The following is a 15,672-nucleotide window of genomic DNA, read 5'->3' on the forward strand; positions in this document are numbered from 1 at the left end:
CCTCGAGATGTGCTTACTGAGATTTGAGCTGGATTGCCGGCGGGACCTGCATAGCTCGCCAAGCTGGAAGGAAGCCGGCTGCGATGCTGGCCAGCAGCGATAAAGCAAGTGCCAGCAGAAGCATGGCCCCGTCAATGTTCGCGAGTTTTGCGTACTCCACGGGCTGCTGTCGGACCGCGTACAGGCCCAGCATTGCCAGGCCAACTCCAAATACTCCGCCGATCGCGCCAACTGCCCCGGCTTCAACGAGGCATTGCAGGAAGATCTGGCCACGACTCGCTCCAAGCGCGCGCCGAACTGCGATTTCTCCGCTGCGTCGCAGGAATTTGGCCAAAAGCAGGCCGACTGTGTTGGTCAGGCATACGACAAGGAATCCCAGCGCGAGCCAAACTTGCAATCGAACGTCGCTTGGTACCGATCCGTTGAAATCGAGCCACTCCATTACGTTCCTCAGGCGAACATTTGCCGGGCGCTCGAATCGGCCAGCTCTCTGCTGCTCATTGGAGTAGTTCTGGAGATACTCTCGATAGGATTCCTTTCGGCTTGGGTCCATCTCTGCCCAGTATTGAATCCATGAGCAAGGAGCGTTCAGAGATGTGCTATCCCCGTTGGGACTTTCTCCAAAGCAGTTCATATTGCCGTTGGTTCCGAAACTCAGATCGAACGATGTGGAGGCTGGCATGAAAAGATCCTCGTGCTTTCCAAAACTCCCGTTGTTGATGTCAAAAAAATAGGGCTCCGGATTCCAAGATTCAAGAACGCCCACAATGCGGAGTGATTGGCCATTGATGCGCACGCTTTGGCCGACACTGTTTCTTCCGCCGAACAGCTTTTCGTTCAAGCTTTGGGAAATTACCGCGACCCTCGACCGCCCTTCATCGTCGACGTGGGTCCAAGGTTGACCGTAGCGCAATGGGACGTTGAACATCCGGAAAAAATCTGATGATGTCCAACGCGTATCCACGGAGAACGGTGAAAGCGAGCTTCCGGCAGGTTCAATCGTGCCAGTTCCGGCAATCATCATTGCCTGCCGCTCGGCCTTTGCTTGCCGCAAAAGACCCTCAGCATCGAAACGGGTCATCTGGGTCTCCGGCTCTTCGCCGGTCAGGTAACCCGAGCGCGGTCGCGGATCGACCTGCACGTAGAACAGACGGTCGCTCTTGTCCGGGATCGGATCGCCGGACAGCACATGGAACACGGTCAGGGTGGTCATCGAAGCACCGATGCCCAGCGCGATGGCCACCACCATCAGCGCGGTCAGTACCTTGTTGCGGCGGAAGCTGCGCACCGCCAGTCGGGCGTAGTAGGCGAACATGGTCGTGCCCTCACTCGTTGACGGCGACGATGCGACGTGGGGTAGCCAGTACCGGCTCGCGCACCAGGTCGGTGACCTGGCCGTCGACGATATGCACGTTGCGCTGCGCGCGCGCGGCCAGTTCCGGGTCGTGGGTGACCATGACGATGGTGGTGCCGGCGGCGTTGATCTCCTCCAGCAGTTCCATCACCCCGCGCGCCATCTGTGTGTCCAGGTTGCCGGTCGGTTCGTCGGCCAGCAGCAGGCGCGGACTGCCGGCCAGGGCACGGGCGATCGCCGCGCGCTGCTGCTGGCCGCCGGAGAGTTCGTTCGGGTAGTGCTTCATGCGCGAGCCCAGACCCACCTGGCTCAGCGCCTTTTCGATGCGCTCGCGGCGCTCGCCGGCGCTCATCTTGCGGTAGCGCAGCGGCACGTCCACGTTGTCGAACAGGTTGAGGTCCGGGATCAGGTTGAAGCCCTGGAAGATGAAGCCGATCTTCTGGTTGCGCAGGCGGCTGCGTGCATCATCGCCAAGCTTGCTGACGTCCTGGCCATCCAGCATGTAGGTACCGCTGGTGAAGGTTTCCAGCAGGCCGGCGATGTTGAGGAAGGTGGTCTTGCCGGAGCCGGACGGACCGGTGACGGCGACGAACTCGCCTTCCTTGACCTGCAGTTCCAGTGAACGCAGCGCGTGGGTTTCCACCTGTTCGGTACGGAAGACCTTGGCGACCGAACGCATTTCGAGCATGTACATGGGATGTCCTCTCTCCAGGATGTGTCAGTTATCGGTGATCAGTTGACGGAGACGCGTTCGGCGTCCTTGAACAGGTCGCTGCCCGAGACCACGATGCGGTCCCCCGGCTGCACACCCGACTTGATTTCCACTTCGCCCAGGCTGCTGACGCCCAGTTCGATCGGACGGCGCACCGCGGTGCGGCCATCCATCACGTACGCCACGCCGTTGCCCTGTTCCACGAACGGGCCGCGTTCAACCTTCATGACGTTCCTGCGGGTATCCAGCAGCACCCGCACCGACATCCGCTGGCTCTGGCGCAGGCCCTCGGGTTGGGCCGCGGCAAAGCGGACGCGCGCGTTGACCTCGCCATTGACCACTTCCGGCGACACCGCACTGATCTCGCCCGGGAACGGCTGGCCGTTGCCGCCGGTCAGCTGCGCCGGCATGCCGATCGCCAGGTCGCGCGCGAAGCTTTCCGGCACCTTGATCTCGACCTCGAACTTGGACAGGTCGACAACACCCAGCACCGGCGCATTGGCGGCCAGGTTGGTGGACTGCACGGCCTGCACCTGGCCGACCTGGCCATCGAACGGGGCGCGCAGGGTCAGGGCGTCGACCTGGCGCTGCACTTCGGCCACTACGGCCTTCTGGCGGTCGGCCAGCAAGCGCTTGTTGCGTGCGTCCAGATCCGCGCCCTGGCTCTGCAGGCGTGCATCGGTGGTGGCATTGGCCAAGCTGATGTCGGCCTTCTTCAGGGTGTCCTGGGCCTTGGCCAGATCGATCTGCGGCACCGCACCGCCATCGAAGCCGCGCTGGTAGCGCTGCAGGTCGCGGTCGGCAGCCTGCCGCTCGATGTTGGCCTGGTCGGTGTCCTTGCGTGACTTGGCCCGGGCCAGGGTGGCATCCAGGTTGGCGCGGCTGGCCTCGGCTTCCAGACCCGCCAGGGTGGCCTCTTCCTGGGCGAGCTTGCTGCGCAGCTCGGGGCTGTCGATGATCGCCAGTTCCTGGCCCTTCTTGACCACGTCACCGGCCACGACCTTCAGGTCCACCGTGCCGGCGGAAATCGCATACAACACCGGGCTGTTGGCGGCGATCACGCGGCCGTCGGCAGCGATGTCGCGCACCAGGTCGCCGCGCTGCACTTCGGCCACGCGTACCCGGCTGCTGTCGAACGAGCGGCTGGCGTTGGACCAGGCATGCACGGCCCAGCCGATGCCGGCGAGCAGGGCGATGCCGGCCAGGGCCGGCCAGCGGTAACGGTGCCATGCGGCCTTGGGAGCACTGGCCGAAGCGGAGGAAACGATCTGGTCCTGGGCGGAGGTGTCGCGGATCATCGGGTTCGTGCCTGTCGGTGGTGCCAGAGTGGTGCCCTATGCAAAGCACACAGCGTGCCAACTTTATTTCCTTTTCCATCAATGATTTGCAGAGGCGCCGCTACTGTCCGGGTGTCCGCGGACACCTTTCCGGACACTTTCATTAAGCGGACAGGAGGGGGGGCTGGCGGACACGCAGGCTAGAATGCGGCGACCGTCTTCAAGGAAATGCGTGACATGTGTGGAATCGTGGGTGCGATCGCCGGGCGCGACGTGGTGCCGCTGCTGATCGAAGGACTGAAGCGACTGGAATACCGCGGTTACGATTCCTCCGGCATTGCGGTGATCGATCAGGCCGAACGGCCCGACGTGCGCCGCGTGCGCCGTACCGGCCGTGTCTCGGAGATGGCAACTGCTGCCGAGGCTGAAGGCTTCACTGCCAGCCTTGGCATCGGCCACACCCGCTGGGCTACCCACGGTGGCGTCACCGAGGCGAACGCGCATCCGCACATCAGCCATGGCGTGGCGCTGGTACACAACGGCATCATCGAGAACCATGAAGAGCAGCGCGAGAAGCTGCGCGCGCTGGGCTATACCTTCGAGTCGCAGACCGACACCGAAGTGATCGCGCACCTGATGCACCATCACCTGAAGGGCGGCGACGACCTGCTGGTGGCGCTGCAGCACACGGTGAAGGAACTGACCGGTGCCTATGCACTGGCTGTGGTCAGCCGTGCTGAACCAGAACGTTTCGTGTGCGCCCGCATGGGCTGCCCGCTGCTGGTCGGTCTGGGCGAGGGCGAGAACTTCGTGGCGTCCGATGTGTCGGCCGTGCTGTCGGCCACGCGCAAGGTGATCTTCCTGGAAGAGGGCGACACCGCCGAGATCCGCCGTGATGGGGTAAGCATCTTCGACGGCAACGATCAGCCGATCGAGCGCGACGTGCATCTCTCCGACGTCTCGCTGGCCTCGCTGGAGCTCGGTCCGTATCGCCACTTCATGCAGAAGGAAATCCACGAGCAGCCCCGCGCGCTGGGCGACACCATCGAAGCGGCGATCGACGCCGGTGGTTTCCCGGCCGAACTGTTCGGCAAGAATGCCGAAGCGGTGCTGTCGGGCATCGAAGGCGTGCAGATCCTCGCCTGTGGTACCAGCTACTACTCGGGCCTGACCGCGCGCTACTGGATCGAGGCCATCGCCGGCCTGCCGTGCAGCGTGGAGATCGCCAGCGAGTACCGCTATCGCGCCGCGTATGCCAATCCAAAGCATCTGATCGTGACCATTTCCCAGTCCGGCGAAACGCTGGATACGATGGAAGCGCTGAAGTACGCCAAGTCGCTGGGCCACAAGCACACGCTGTCGATCTGCAACGTGCCGGAAAGTGCGATTCCGCGCGCCAGCGAACTGGTCTGCTACACCCGCGCCGGCGCCGAGATCGGCGTGGCATCGACCAAGGCCTTCACCACCCAGCTGGCGGCGCTGTTCCAGCTGACCGTGGTACTGGGCAAGCTGCATGGTCGCGTCGATGCCGCGCAGGAAGCAGACTACCTGGAGCAGCTGCGCTTCCTGCCAGGCAGTGTGCAGCATGCGTTGAACATGGAACCGCAGATCGCCGCATGGGCCGAACGCTTCGCGCGCAAGAGCAGTGCGCTGTTCCTTGGCCGTGGCCTGCACTATCCGATCGCCCTGGAAGGCGCGCTCAAGCTGAAGGAAATCTCGTACATCCACGCCGAGGCCTACCCGGCCGGCGAGCTCAAGCACGGGCCGCTGGCGCTGGTGGACGAGGACATGCCGGTGGTGGTGATCGCGCCCAACGACAGCCTGCTGGAGAAGGTCAAATCCAACATGCAGGAAGTGCGTGCGCGTGGCGGTGAGCTGTTCGTGTTCGCCGACCAGGACAGCAACTTCAACGAGTCCGAGGGCGTGCACGTGATCCGCACCCCGCGCCATGCCGGCGTGCTCAGCCCGGTGGTGCACACCATCCCGGTGCAGCTGCTGGCGTACCACACTGCACTGGCGCGCGGCACCGACGTGGACAAGCCGCGCAACCTGGCCAAGAGCGTGACGGTGGAGTAAGGCCGGACGTGGTTGGTTGAGAGCGAAACAAGGGGCGGTCCGGGAGGACCGCCCTTTTTCGTTCCCGCGTGGCACCATGCGTCCACCAGGTCTGCCGCATCACGGAGGATGCATGCGCCATCTTGATCCATTCGATGTGCTCGCCAACCTGCGCAATGGTCGCAGCGTTGAACAGTTGCTGCCAGCCGGCCAGGATGCCGACGGGCGGATCATCCGCTTTCTGGTCATCCATCTCGAACGGGAAGGGCAGTGGGCAGTGACCTTGCACGAGGTTGCCGACGTGGGCACTGCGGAGTATCTGGACATCTACAGCTTTCCCAGCGTCGCGCCCGATCCGGACGACGCACAGAGTGCATCATTCGCCAGCATCGAGGCCGCACTTGAGCACGCTCGGCGCGCACTGAGCGCGGATATGCGGCGCTTCGTCAACTCGGGTGTGACCGAATCCGAGTACAGGGATGCCTATCATCCGCAGTGGTGAAGCCTGCCGGGCAGTGGCGGGTCCGCGTGAGGCTGTGCGGGCCTCCCTCGGCACGGTCCATGAAATATTCAATCCGCGCGCATCGACGCGCATAACAGGGGGCGGTAGATGAAGAAGTGGCAGGTGGTTGCACTGGCAACGTCAATTGCAATGTTGTCTGCGTGTGCGAGTGTCCCGGCAGCGGACAAGGGGCAGATGGAGCTGGCCAAGACCTTCCCGGTGCCGGAGGAAGGCAAGGTAGGTGTCTATATCTATCGCAACAGTTTTGTCGGCCAGGCACTGAAGAAGGATCTCTGGATCGATGGCGAATGCCTGGGTGAGACCGCGAACAAGGTGTTCTTCTACACCCTGTTGTCCGGCAACCAGGAACATGCGATCTCGACGGAATCGGAGTTCTCGCCCAATGACATCAAGCTGCTTGTCGAGGCGGGAAAGAACTACTTCATCGAGCAGACCATCAAGATGGGGGTGTTCGTTGGTGGCGCCAAACTCACTGTCGTTCCAGAGGCGGAGGGGCGGCGCCAGGTGGCGCAGTTGAAGTTGGCCCAGAAGGGGCAATGCTCCCGATAGCATCGGGCCGGATGCGCCGGTCGTGAGTCGACGCATCCGCACATACCGCAGCGCATGCTTCGCACCGGTGTTGTCGGCGCGCTGCGGGTGCTGGTATCGGTACCTCCCGCGACGGATCGGGTCTGACCACCCTGACTTTGCAGGGTCGGGCGGTTGCACCGGCGTCGGCCATCCCTGCGCGAACTTGAGGGCGGGGCACCCACTGCATTCAGCGCCGGTTTCAGGCCGGGTGCGATTCTCGGAAGTGTCGAAGGTTCCTACGACGTACTGTCCCATCGATGCCGCTAGTGACCGATGGACGCAGTCGTAGAATCAAGTTGACCGAGATCCGGGTTGAGCCGTTGAATCCGCCTCGTTCGCGTTGCAGCACCTAGCCCGCCTGCTGGCGAAATGCCAGATCCGGCAAAGTGCGCCAGACGTGCGCTGAAGGGTCTGTTCCCGGGGAGGGGGCGAATCGGCAGAGCACACTTTTTTGACTTGAGTGACCTGCACCAGGAAACAAGAATGAACGTCCGCGAGCTCCTGCAATCCAAGAAAGAAACTGTCATCACCATCGACACGGAAGACACGATCGGTGCCGCCGCGCACAAGATGAGCGCGAATAAAATCGCCGCACTGGTAGTGATGAAGGATGATGCCCCGGTCGGCATCATTTCCGAAAAGGACATCGTCCGCAGCCTGGCCGATGATGGTCCGCAGGCCGGCCGACGGGTGATTTCCAGCCTGCCGTCCACCGGTCTGGAAGGCATCGCGCCGGACGCCACGTTGAAGCAGGCCATGTCGCTCATGACCTACTCGCGTCGTCGCCACCTGATGGTCACCGATGGCAACCAGCTGGTCGGCATCCTCAGCCTGGGTGACATCGTGAAGAACCTGCTGGGCGAGCTGGAGCTGGAAAAGGCCGTGCTGCAGGACATCTACATGGCGGCCCACTGAGGCCTGCGCAGTGCGATGAGACGAAGCCGGGCATTGCCCGGCTTCTTCGTTGGTGGCGCCGGGCAATGCCGGCGAGCGCGTAGCGCAGGAATCAGAAGCTGACCTTGACCGAATCGGCGCTGTAGTTCGCCGGGCCGTGGTAGACCACCTCGATGTTGTTGCCATCCGGATCGAGCACGAAGGCGCCGTAGTAGCCGGGATGGTAAGGGCGCTCGCCGGGCGCACCGTTGTCCTTGCCACCCGCCGCCAGCGCAGCGCTGTGGAAGGCATCGACGGTGGCGGTATCGCGCGCCTGGAACGCCAGGTGGTGGCGACCGGTCAACTGGCCGGCGGCGGCCTCGCTGCTGGCACTGGAAATGAACAGTTCGTCGGCCCAGAAGTAGTCATCGCCTTCACCGGCCACCGGGATGCCGATCGTGTCGAACACCGCCTGGTAGAAGCGGCGGCTGGCGGCCAGGTCGCGCACGACCAGCTGGATGTGGTCGATCAGGCGGCCACGGTGCAGTTCCATCGTTTCCATACGAACCTCGCAAAAAGGGGGCGGAGTCGGCGCCGGGCCGTGCCCGGCGAGCGCGCAGCGCGGCCTGCTCAAGGCCGCCGGGCATGGCCCGGCGCTACCGGAATTGTGCCCCTTTCTGGGTCAGGCGTTGGAGATGATCTCGACCCAGTAGCCGTCCGGGTCCTTGATGAAGGCGAGGTTCTTCATGCGGCCGTCGGTCAGGCGCTTCTGGAAGGTCACGCCCAGGTCCTCGAAGCGCTGGCAGGCGGCTTCGATGTCCGGCACCGACACACAGATGTGACCGAAGCCGCGCGGGTCGCTGTTGCCGTCGTGGTAGACCGCGCCGTCCTGGGTTTCAGTGCCATGGTTATGGGTCAGTTCCAGCACGCCCGGCAGGCCGGCCATCCACAGGCGGCGGGCGTCGTCATCTTCCGGCACCGTGGCGCCGGCCGGAACGTAGGCCAGGAAGTACAGGCTGAACTGGGCTTCGGCGAAGTCGCGCTTGTCGATCAGCTGGTAGCCGAGCACGCGGGTGTAGAAGTCCAGCGAGGCAGTGGCGTCCTTGACCCGCAGCATGGTGTGGTTGAAGACGAAACCGGTGGTTTCGGCCGGGGCCTGGGCGGCGACGCCGGGGACATCGCGCAGGGCGGGAATGGTCATGGGGGAGGTCCTTCAGACAAGGCCGTTGCCGGCCGGATGGGTGCCATTCTACGGGGCGGCAGCTGACGGCACCGCGACGTACAATGGCCGGATCGCACCGTTCCGTCCTGATGACCATTGCCCGCCATGTCGCAGCGTGAATGGGTGGCCGCCGCCATCCGCAAGATCGAAGCCGATTTCAACCGTTCCGCCGATACCCACCTGATCCCGCTGGCCTTGCCCGGGTTCGATGGCATCGAGGTGTACCTGAAGGATGAATCGAGCCATCCCACCGGCAGCCTCAAGCACCGGCTGGCGCGCTCGCTGTTCCTGTATGCGCTGGCCAACGGTTGGCTGCGCGAAGGGCGGCCGGTGATCGAGGCCTCCAGCGGCTCGACCGCCGTGTCCGAGGCCTACTTCGCGCGACTGCTCGGCCTGCCGTTCATCGCGGTGATGCCGGCCACGACGTCGCCGGAGAAGATCGCGGCGATCGAATTCCACGGCGGCCGCTGCCATCTGGTCGAGCGCGCCTGCGACCTCAACTGCGATTCGGAAAAGCTGGCCCGCGAAACCGGCGGCCACTTCATGGACCAGTTCACCTATGCCGAGCGCGCCACCGACTGGCGTGCCAACAACAACATCGCCGAATCCATCTTCAAGCAGATGGCCGAGGAACCCAGCCCGATTCCGGACTGGATCGTGTGCAGCCCCGGCACCGGCGGTACGGCCGCAACACTCGGGCGCTACGTCAGTTATCGCCGGCACGACACCCGCATCCTGTGTGCGGACCCGGAAGTGTCGGTGTTCTTCGACGGCTACCAGGCCGCCCTGGCCGGTGGCAACGAGTGGCGCGGCATGACCTGCAACGGCGGCTCGCGGGTGGAAGGCATTGGCCGGCCGCGGGTGGAGTCGAGCTTCATTCCGACCAGTGTCGACGCCATGGTGAAGGTGCCCGACGCCTTGAGCCTGGCTGCGATGCGCCACGTCAGCCGCCAGCTGGGGCGCCGCGTCGGTGGCTCCACCGGTACCAATTTCATCGGCGTGCTGCAGGCCGCGCAGTGGATGCGCGAGGCTGGCCGGCAGGGCAGCATCGTCAGCATCCTCTGTGACAGCGGCGATCGCTACGCGCACAGCTACTACGACCCGGCCTGGTATGTGCGGCAGGGGATCGATGTGGAAACCGCCGATGCACAGGTGGCGGCGGCAGCGGCCGGGCAGGGTCTGCCTGGATTGCCGTGGTGCAGCCTGGAAGCGCTGTAAGCCCATCAGGCATCCGCCGGGCATGGCCCGGCGCTACCAAGACAGGTCGGCAGCGCCGGGCCATGCCCGGCGAGCGCAGCGGCGCATTGGATCGCGCTCAGTACCCCGCGGCCATGAAGGCATCCAGTACCGCATCGCGCAGGGCATCGGGCAGGGCCTCGATCTCCACGGCGCGGTCGTCAAGGTGCAGGCGCGGGTCCAGGCTGCTGGCCCGGCCCTGGGCCAGGGCCTGCAGCCACAGCAGCACGCAGATGACGAACTCGCGCTCGTGGCCCAGCCGTACCTGGCTGGCACCGCGCTCGATAACCTCGAACGGATACCATTCCTGCTCGTCGCTGAACCTGCCGCCCTGGTGTTGCAGTGCCTGCAGCTGCTGCAGGTGGCGCGGCGCATCGTCGCCCGCATCGCACAGCGCGGCGATCCAGGCCAGTTCGGTCGGGCTGGCCGACAGCGCCAGCGATGGTGAACGTACTGCGGATGGAGCTGGAGCCAGACCTTCCATGTGGGGCCTCCTCGACACGTTCCGCTGCGGTCTCCCCCGCGCTGCAAGCTTCAGCCGACGGCCGTAAGGCCGACGTGAACAGTGGCCCGCCGCCCCTTGTCTGCCAGCCAGGCAAGCGCCATATCGACTTGGCTGCCCGCGCTGCCGGGCCCGTACTCTGGAGATCTGCCGTGACCGTTGCCAACCCCCTGCTCGATTTTTCCGGCCTGCCGCGCTTCGAGGCGATCCGCCCCGAGCATGTGGCGCCGGCGCTGGACGTGCTGCTGGCGCAGGCGGAGGCGGCGGTCAGCGCTGCCGAGCAGGTGCAGCCGGTCAGCTGGCAGACCTTCGTTACCCCGCTGGACGATGCCACCGAACGCCTGTGGCGTGCCTGGGGCCTGGTCGGCCATCTGCAGGGCGTGGTCAACACGCCCGAGCTGCGTGAGGCGTACAACAGCAACCTGCCGCGGGTGACCCGTTTTGCCAGTGCGCTGGGCCAGAACCTTGCGCTGTACCGCCAGTACCAGGCCCTGGCGGCCAGCACCGAAGCGGCCGGATTCGATGAGGCGCGCCGCAAGGTGCTGGACAACACCCTGCGTGATTTCCGCCTCGGCGGTGCCGAACTGGATGCGGACGCGCAGCAGCGTTTCGCCGCCATCAAGGAAGAACTGTCGGCGCTGTCGGCGAAGTTCTCGCAGAACGTGCTCGACGCCACCGATGCGTGGTCGCTGATCGTCGAAGACCCGGCGCGCCTGGCTGGCGTGCCGGACGACGTGAAGGCTGCGGCACGCACTGCTGCGGAGAAGGACGGCAAGACGGGCTGGAAGCTGACCCTGCAGATGCCGTGCTACCTGCCGGTGCAGACCTGGGGCGAGGACCGCGACCTGCGCGAGATCCTCTACCGCGCCAGCGCGCAGCGCGCCTCCGAGTTCGGCGATGATGCGCTGGACAACGGCGGCAACATCGATCGCATCCTTGCACTGCGTGCCGAGTTGGCCGCGTTGCTGGGCTTTGATTCCTACGCCGACTATTCGGTAGCCACCAAGATGGCCAAGGACCCCGCCGAAGTGCTGGGTTTCCTGCGCGACCTTGCCGCGCGCGCCAAGCCGTTCGCGGCCAAGGATCGTGCCGAGCTGGAGCAGTTCGCCCGCGAGCATCTCGGTATCGACAGCCTGCAGGCCTGGGATCTGGCGTTCGCCGCCGACCGCCTGAAGCAGGCGCGTTACAGCTACTCCGAGCAGGAGGTGAAACAGTACTTCACCGAGCCGAAAGTGCTCGGCGGCCTGTTCTCGGTGATCGAGCAGCTGTATGGCCTGCGCGTGCAGGAAGACAGCGCGCCGGTCTGGCATGAGGACGTGCGCTTCTTCCGCCTGGTGGATGCGCAGGGCAAGCTGGTGGGCCAGTTCTACCTGGACCTGTACGCCCGTGAGGGCAAGCGTGGCGGCGCGTGGATGGATGACTGCCGCAACCGCCGCGAGCGCGCCGATGGCAGCGTGCAGACGCCATTGGTGTACCTGGTGTGCAACTTCGGCCGTGGTGCCGACGGCAAGCCGGCAACCTTCAGCCACAATGAAGTGACCACACTGTTCCATGAAATGGGCCACGGCCTGCATCAGTTGCTGACCCGTATCGGCGAGCTGGGCGTGGCCGGCATCAACGGCGTGGAGTGGGATGCGGTCGAGCTGCCGAGCCAGTTCATGGAGAACTTCTGCTGGGAATGGGACCACCTGCAGGGCATGACCGCGCATGTGGACAGCGGTGAGCCGCTGCCACGCGCGCTGTACGAGCGCATGCTGGCCGCACGCAATTTCCACAGCGGCATGGCGACCGTGCGCCAGCTCGAATTCGGCCTGTTCGACATGCTGCTGCACAGCCAGTTCGAAGCAGCGCAGGACAGCGTGCTGGCACTGCTTGAGCGCGTGCGTGCGGAAGTGGCGGTGAACCATCCGCCGAGCTGGAATCGCTTCCCGCATCAGTTCAGCCACATCTTCGCCGGTGGTTATGCTGCCGGTTACTACAGCTACAAGTGGGCCGAAGTGCTGAGCGCCGATGCCTACGCCGCGTTCGAGGAAGCGCCGCAGGCGCTGGCTGCAACCGGCGCGCGTTTCCGCGACGAGGTGCTGTCGCGTGGCGGCAGTCGTCCGGCCGCCGAGAACTTCAAGGCGTTCCGCGGCCGTGCGCCGCAGATCGATGCGCTGCTGCGGCATTCCGGCATGGCGTAAGTACGCTACCGTCATCCACGCATGGCGTGGATCTACTGGAAATCGATGCCTGATGCCCTGGTAGGTGCCAACCTTGGTTGGCACGGGAACCATGCCAACCAAGGTTGGCATCTACCGGGTGTCGTGGCCCGGGATCACTCGGCGTAGATCATCTTCCGGGTCATGCCGCCGTCGACGACGAAATCCTGGCCGGTGCTGAATCCGGACAACGATGAAAGCAGGTATACCGCCAGCGCGCCGATGTCCTCCGGTTGCCCGACCCGACCCACCGGGTGCTGGGCATGGTCGCTGGCCGAATACTGCGGGTCGTGCCGGCGCGACGGTGCCTGCCAGGCATCGGTGCTGATCCAGCCGGGGCTGATGCTGTTCACCCGCACCGCCGGTCCGGCGCTGATCGCCAGCGCATGGGTGAAGGCCACCAGCCCGCCTTTGGCCGCTGCGTAGGCTTCGCTGTGCGGTTCGGACTGCCAGGCGCGCGTCGACGCGATGTTGATGATTGCGCCTGCATCGGCCGACAGCGCCGGCAACGCATGCTTGCTGCACAGGAACGCACCATGCAGCGACGAAAGCCGGCGCTGCCATTCTTCCCACTCCATGTCCTGCAGCAGGGTGCCGTGCGGCCCGGCGATGCCGGCATTGTTGACCAGGCCGTCAATGCGGCCGAAGCGTTGCAGGGCCACCGCGATGAAGTCGCGCACGCTGGATTCGTCGGTGATGTCCAGCCGCTGGAATGCGGCATCCTCACCGCGTTGCCATTCGGCGAGGCAGGCCTGGCCCGCTTCCACATCCAGATCGCCGATCAGCACCCGGCCGCCGGCCCCGAGCACCGCCTGGGCGATGCCGCGGCCGATGCCATTGGCACCGCCGGTGACCAGCACGACCCTGCCGTGCAGCGGCGCAACCGGCCAGGTGGCAATCGGCGGTACCGTGCTCATGACAGGTCTTCACCGCGCAGGCGACGGTGCCAGCCCTCAACACCGATCCGGTCCAGGGTCTGGATGTTGCGTTCGACGATCACGTCCGGGTCCGGGTAGACATCCACCGCGCGTGCCACGCTGTCTTCGCGCAGCAGGTGCAGGGTGGGGAAGGGCGCACGGTTGGTGTAGTTGCTGGCGTCATCGGCGGCGACGCCATCGAACTGGTAGTCCGGATGGAAGCTGGCCACCTGCAGGATGCCCTGCAGGTCCAGCGCCTCGATCGCCGCATCGGCGTTGTCGAGGAAGTCGTTGTAGTCGAGGAAGTCGGTCAGCACCTGCGGGTGCACGATCAGGGTGGTATCGATCTGCTCGGCCGGCGTGTCGCGCAGCAGCACCAGTTCTTCGGCCAGTTCTTCCACCAGGGCTTCCGGTGTGGTCGCGTCGCTCAGCACGATGCGGACCTGGTCCTTCACGTACACCGCCTTGGCGAACGGGCACAGGTTCAGGCCGATGACGATGCGCTCCAGCCACAGGCGGGTGGCGGCGATCGGGTCATCGGTGGGCAGGGGGGTGTCGGTCATGGCGGGCGCATCGGCTGGCGGGGGTGGTCATTGTAGGCGTGACGGTGCGGGGCGCCGTTCACTGTGCAGGAACTGGACAACGGCGATGCTGGAAATTCCCTTTGATTCAATCCCTTGCCGATATCACGCCAATGGCCGATTGCCGGCGCTGCGGGCCAGGCGTGCAATGGCGGCACGACACAGGAGGACTTCACATGACTGCATCTTCCCCATGGCTGCCGGACGCACTCTGGTCAGGCGCCTTCTTCGATGGCCAATGGAGCGCCGCTGAGCAGCGCCAGCCGGTGATCGAGCCCGCCACCGGGCAGTCGCTTGGCGAGATCGGTCTGGCCGACGCCGCACAGGTCGCGCGTTCTGCAGCCTCTGCGGCGCAGGCACAACAGGCCTGGGCGGCGGCGCCTTACGAACAGCGCGCCGAGGTGCTGCGCAAGGCTGCACGACTGGCCGAGGAAAACGTTGACACGCTGGTCGACTGGCTGGTCCGCGAAAGCGGCTCCACCCGGCTGAAGGCCGGTTTCGAGGCCAAGGTGACCATCAAGGCGCTGCATGAGGCCGCCGCACTGCCCTCGCGCAGCGTGGGCGAGATCCTGCCGTCCGAGCCCGGGCGACTGAATCTGGCGCGGCGCCGTCCGCTGGGTGTGGTGGGGGTGATCTCACCGTTCAATTTCCCGCTGTACCTGGCGATGCGCGCGGTGGCCCCGGCCATCGCTCTCGGTAATGCCGTGGTGCTCAAGCCCGATCCGCGCACGGCGGTGTGCGGTGGTGCGGTGATCGCACGCCTGTTCGAGCAGGCCGGTCTTCCGCAGGGTGTGCTGCACATGTTGCCCGGCGACGGCGCCGCCGGTGCCGCGCTGACCAGTGACCCGCATGTGGCGATGATCCAGTTCACCGGCTCGACGGCGGCGGGACGCAAGGTTGGCGAAGCCGCTGGCAAGCACCTGAAAAAGGTGTCGCTGGAGCTGGGCGGCAAGAACGCGCTGATCATCCTCGACGATGCCGATCTCGATCTGGCCGTGGCCAACACCGCCTGGGGCGTGTACCTGCACCAGGGCCAGATCTGCATGGCCACCGGCCGTGTGCTGGTACAGCGAAGCATCCATCAGGCGTTCCTGCAGAAGCTGGTGGCCAAGGCGAAGTCGCTGAAGGTGGGCGACCCGGCACGCGAGGACGTGGCGCTTGGGCCATTGATCAATGCCGCGCAACGCGACCATGCGGCGCGCGTGGTCGACGACGCAGTGAAGGCCGGTGCGTCCCTCGAAACCGGCGGCACGCATCAGGATCTGTTCTTCGCACCGACCGTGCTCGGCAACGTCAGCGCCGACAATCCGGCGTTCAACGAAGAGATCTTCGCGCCGGTAGCGGTGGTGGTGCCGTTCGATGACGACGACGAGGCCGTGCGGCTGGCCAATGACAGTGAGTACGGCCTGTCGATGGCGATCGTCTCCCGCAATGTCGGCCGCGCGCTGACGCTGGGCGAGCGCCTGCGTACCGGCCTGCTGCACATCAACGACCAGACCGTGAACGATGAGGTCATCAATCCTTTCGGTGGGGTCGGGGCGTCCGGCAACGGCACCAGCATCGGCGGCCCGGCCAACGTGGAGGAATTCACCCAGTGGCAATGGATGACGGTCAAGGGCGAAGCCCCGGCCTATCCCATCTGATCGAGG

At 65.2% G+C, this 15,672-nt stretch carries 15 protein-coding genes; 7 read left to right on the forward strand and 8 right to left on the reverse strand.

The annotated features are described in order from the left end of the window. Positions 1–13 precede the first annotated feature (13 nt). From MRBLST15_RS10645 to MRBLST15_RS10655, 3 genes are read right to left on the reverse strand one after another with little or no spacing between them, the layout of a single operon-like run. Positions 14–1,315, reverse strand: coding sequence for an ABC transporter permease (locus tag MRBLST15_RS10645; protein WP_367785885.1), 1,302 nt, complete (start codon positions 1,313–1,315; stop codon positions 14–16). A gap of 10 nt (positions 1,316–1,325) precedes the next feature. Next, positions 1,326–2,048 carry an ABC transporter ATP-binding protein gene (locus MRBLST15_RS10650; protein ID WP_032976565.1) on the reverse strand — a complete coding sequence of 241 codons (723 nt, stop codon included), beginning with the start codon at positions 2,046–2,048 and terminating at the stop codon, positions 1,326–1,328. Between the two features lie 38 nt (positions 2,049–2,086). Continuing rightward, positions 2,087–3,364: an efflux RND transporter periplasmic adaptor subunit gene (locus MRBLST15_RS10655; protein WP_367785886.1), complete on the reverse strand. Its 1,278-nt coding sequence runs from the start codon at positions 3,362–3,364 to the stop codon at positions 2,087–2,089. A 216-nt stretch (positions 3,365–3,580) separates the two neighbouring features. Here MRBLST15_RS10655 and glmS point away from each other — a divergent pair, with 216 nt between their 5' ends. The 4 genes from glmS (at position 3,581) to MRBLST15_RS10675 (ending at position 7,406) form a co-directional block, all read left to right on the forward strand. Beyond that, a complete protein-coding gene (gene glmS, locus MRBLST15_RS10660) occupies positions 3,581–5,419 on the forward strand; it encodes a glutamine--fructose-6-phosphate transaminase (isomerizing) (RefSeq protein WP_312704709.1) in 1,839 nt (612 codons plus the stop codon). Positions 5,420–5,531: 112 nt separating this feature from the next. Then, a complete protein-coding gene (locus tag MRBLST15_RS10665) occupies positions 5,532–5,900 on the forward strand; it encodes a hypothetical protein (RefSeq protein ID WP_265954364.1) in 369 nt (122 codons plus the stop codon). A 108-nt stretch (positions 5,901–6,008) separates the two neighbouring features. After that, a complete protein-coding gene (locus MRBLST15_RS10670; protein WP_367785887.1) occupies positions 6,009–6,470 on the forward strand; it encodes a DUF2846 domain-containing protein in 462 nt (153 codons plus the stop codon). Positions 6,471–6,974: 504 nt separating this feature from the next. Next, positions 6,975–7,406: a CBS domain-containing protein gene (locus tag MRBLST15_RS10675; RefSeq protein ID WP_367785888.1), complete on the forward strand. Its 432-nt coding sequence runs from the start codon at positions 6,975–6,977 to the stop codon at positions 7,404–7,406. A 91-nt stretch (positions 7,407–7,497) separates the two neighbouring features. Here MRBLST15_RS10675 and MRBLST15_RS10680 read toward each other — a convergent pair whose 3' ends face one another. Then, positions 7,498–7,926 (reverse strand): VOC family protein, encoded by a 429-nt coding sequence (locus MRBLST15_RS10680; protein ID WP_025877330.1) that lies wholly within the window; start codon positions 7,924–7,926, stop codon positions 7,498–7,500. Positions 7,927–8,046: 120 nt separating this feature from the next. Beyond that, a complete protein-coding gene (gene gloA / locus MRBLST15_RS10685) occupies positions 8,047–8,565 on the reverse strand; it encodes a lactoylglutathione lyase (RefSeq protein WP_312704710.1) in 519 nt (172 codons plus the stop codon). Positions 8,566–8,691: 126 nt separating this feature from the next. Here gloA and MRBLST15_RS10690 point away from each other — a divergent pair, with 126 nt between their 5' ends. Then, a complete protein-coding gene (locus MRBLST15_RS10690; protein WP_180165552.1) occupies positions 8,692–9,804 on the forward strand; it encodes a PLP-dependent cysteine synthase family protein in 1,113 nt (370 codons plus the stop codon). 97 nt (positions 9,805–9,901) lie between these two features. Here MRBLST15_RS10690 and MRBLST15_RS10695 read toward each other — a convergent pair whose 3' ends face one another. Then, a complete protein-coding gene (locus MRBLST15_RS10695; protein ID WP_180165554.1) occupies positions 9,902–10,306 on the reverse strand; it encodes a hypothetical protein in 405 nt (134 codons plus the stop codon). A gap of 170 nt (positions 10,307–10,476) precedes the next feature. Here MRBLST15_RS10695 and MRBLST15_RS10700 point away from each other — a divergent pair, with 170 nt between their 5' ends. Continuing rightward, on the forward strand, positions 10,477–12,507 hold the full coding sequence (locus tag MRBLST15_RS10700) for a M3 family metallopeptidase (protein ID WP_367785889.1): 2,031 nt from the start codon (positions 10,477–10,479) through the stop codon (positions 12,505–12,507). A 134-nt stretch (positions 12,508–12,641) separates the two neighbouring features. Here the strand turns inward: MRBLST15_RS10700 and MRBLST15_RS10705 are convergent, their stop codons facing one another. Both MRBLST15_RS10705 and MRBLST15_RS10710 read right to left on the reverse strand, forming a co-directional pair. Beyond that, entirely contained in the window at positions 12,642–13,442 is an 801-nt protein-coding gene (locus tag MRBLST15_RS10705; RefSeq protein WP_367785890.1) for an SDR family oxidoreductase, read from the reverse strand. After that, entirely contained in the window at positions 13,439–14,005 is a 567-nt protein-coding gene (locus MRBLST15_RS10710; RefSeq protein WP_099820594.1) for a DUF1415 domain-containing protein, read from the reverse strand. The genes MRBLST15_RS10705 and MRBLST15_RS10710 overlap by 4 nt, the downstream gene beginning before the upstream one ends. A 194-nt stretch (positions 14,006–14,199) precedes the next feature. On the opposite strand from MRBLST15_RS10710, the gene MRBLST15_RS10715 reads away from it, so the two are divergent. Beyond that, entirely contained in the window at positions 14,200–15,666 is a 1,467-nt protein-coding gene (locus MRBLST15_RS10715) for a benzaldehyde dehydrogenase (RefSeq protein WP_367785891.1), read from the forward strand. Positions 15,667–15,672 lie beyond the last annotated feature (6 nt).

This window comes from Stenotrophomonas sp. LST15-1-1.1 (assembly GCF_040815575.1).
Taxonomy (GTDB): domain Bacteria; phylum Pseudomonadota; class Gammaproteobacteria; order Xanthomonadales; family Xanthomonadaceae; genus Stenotrophomonas; species Stenotrophomonas lactitubi_B.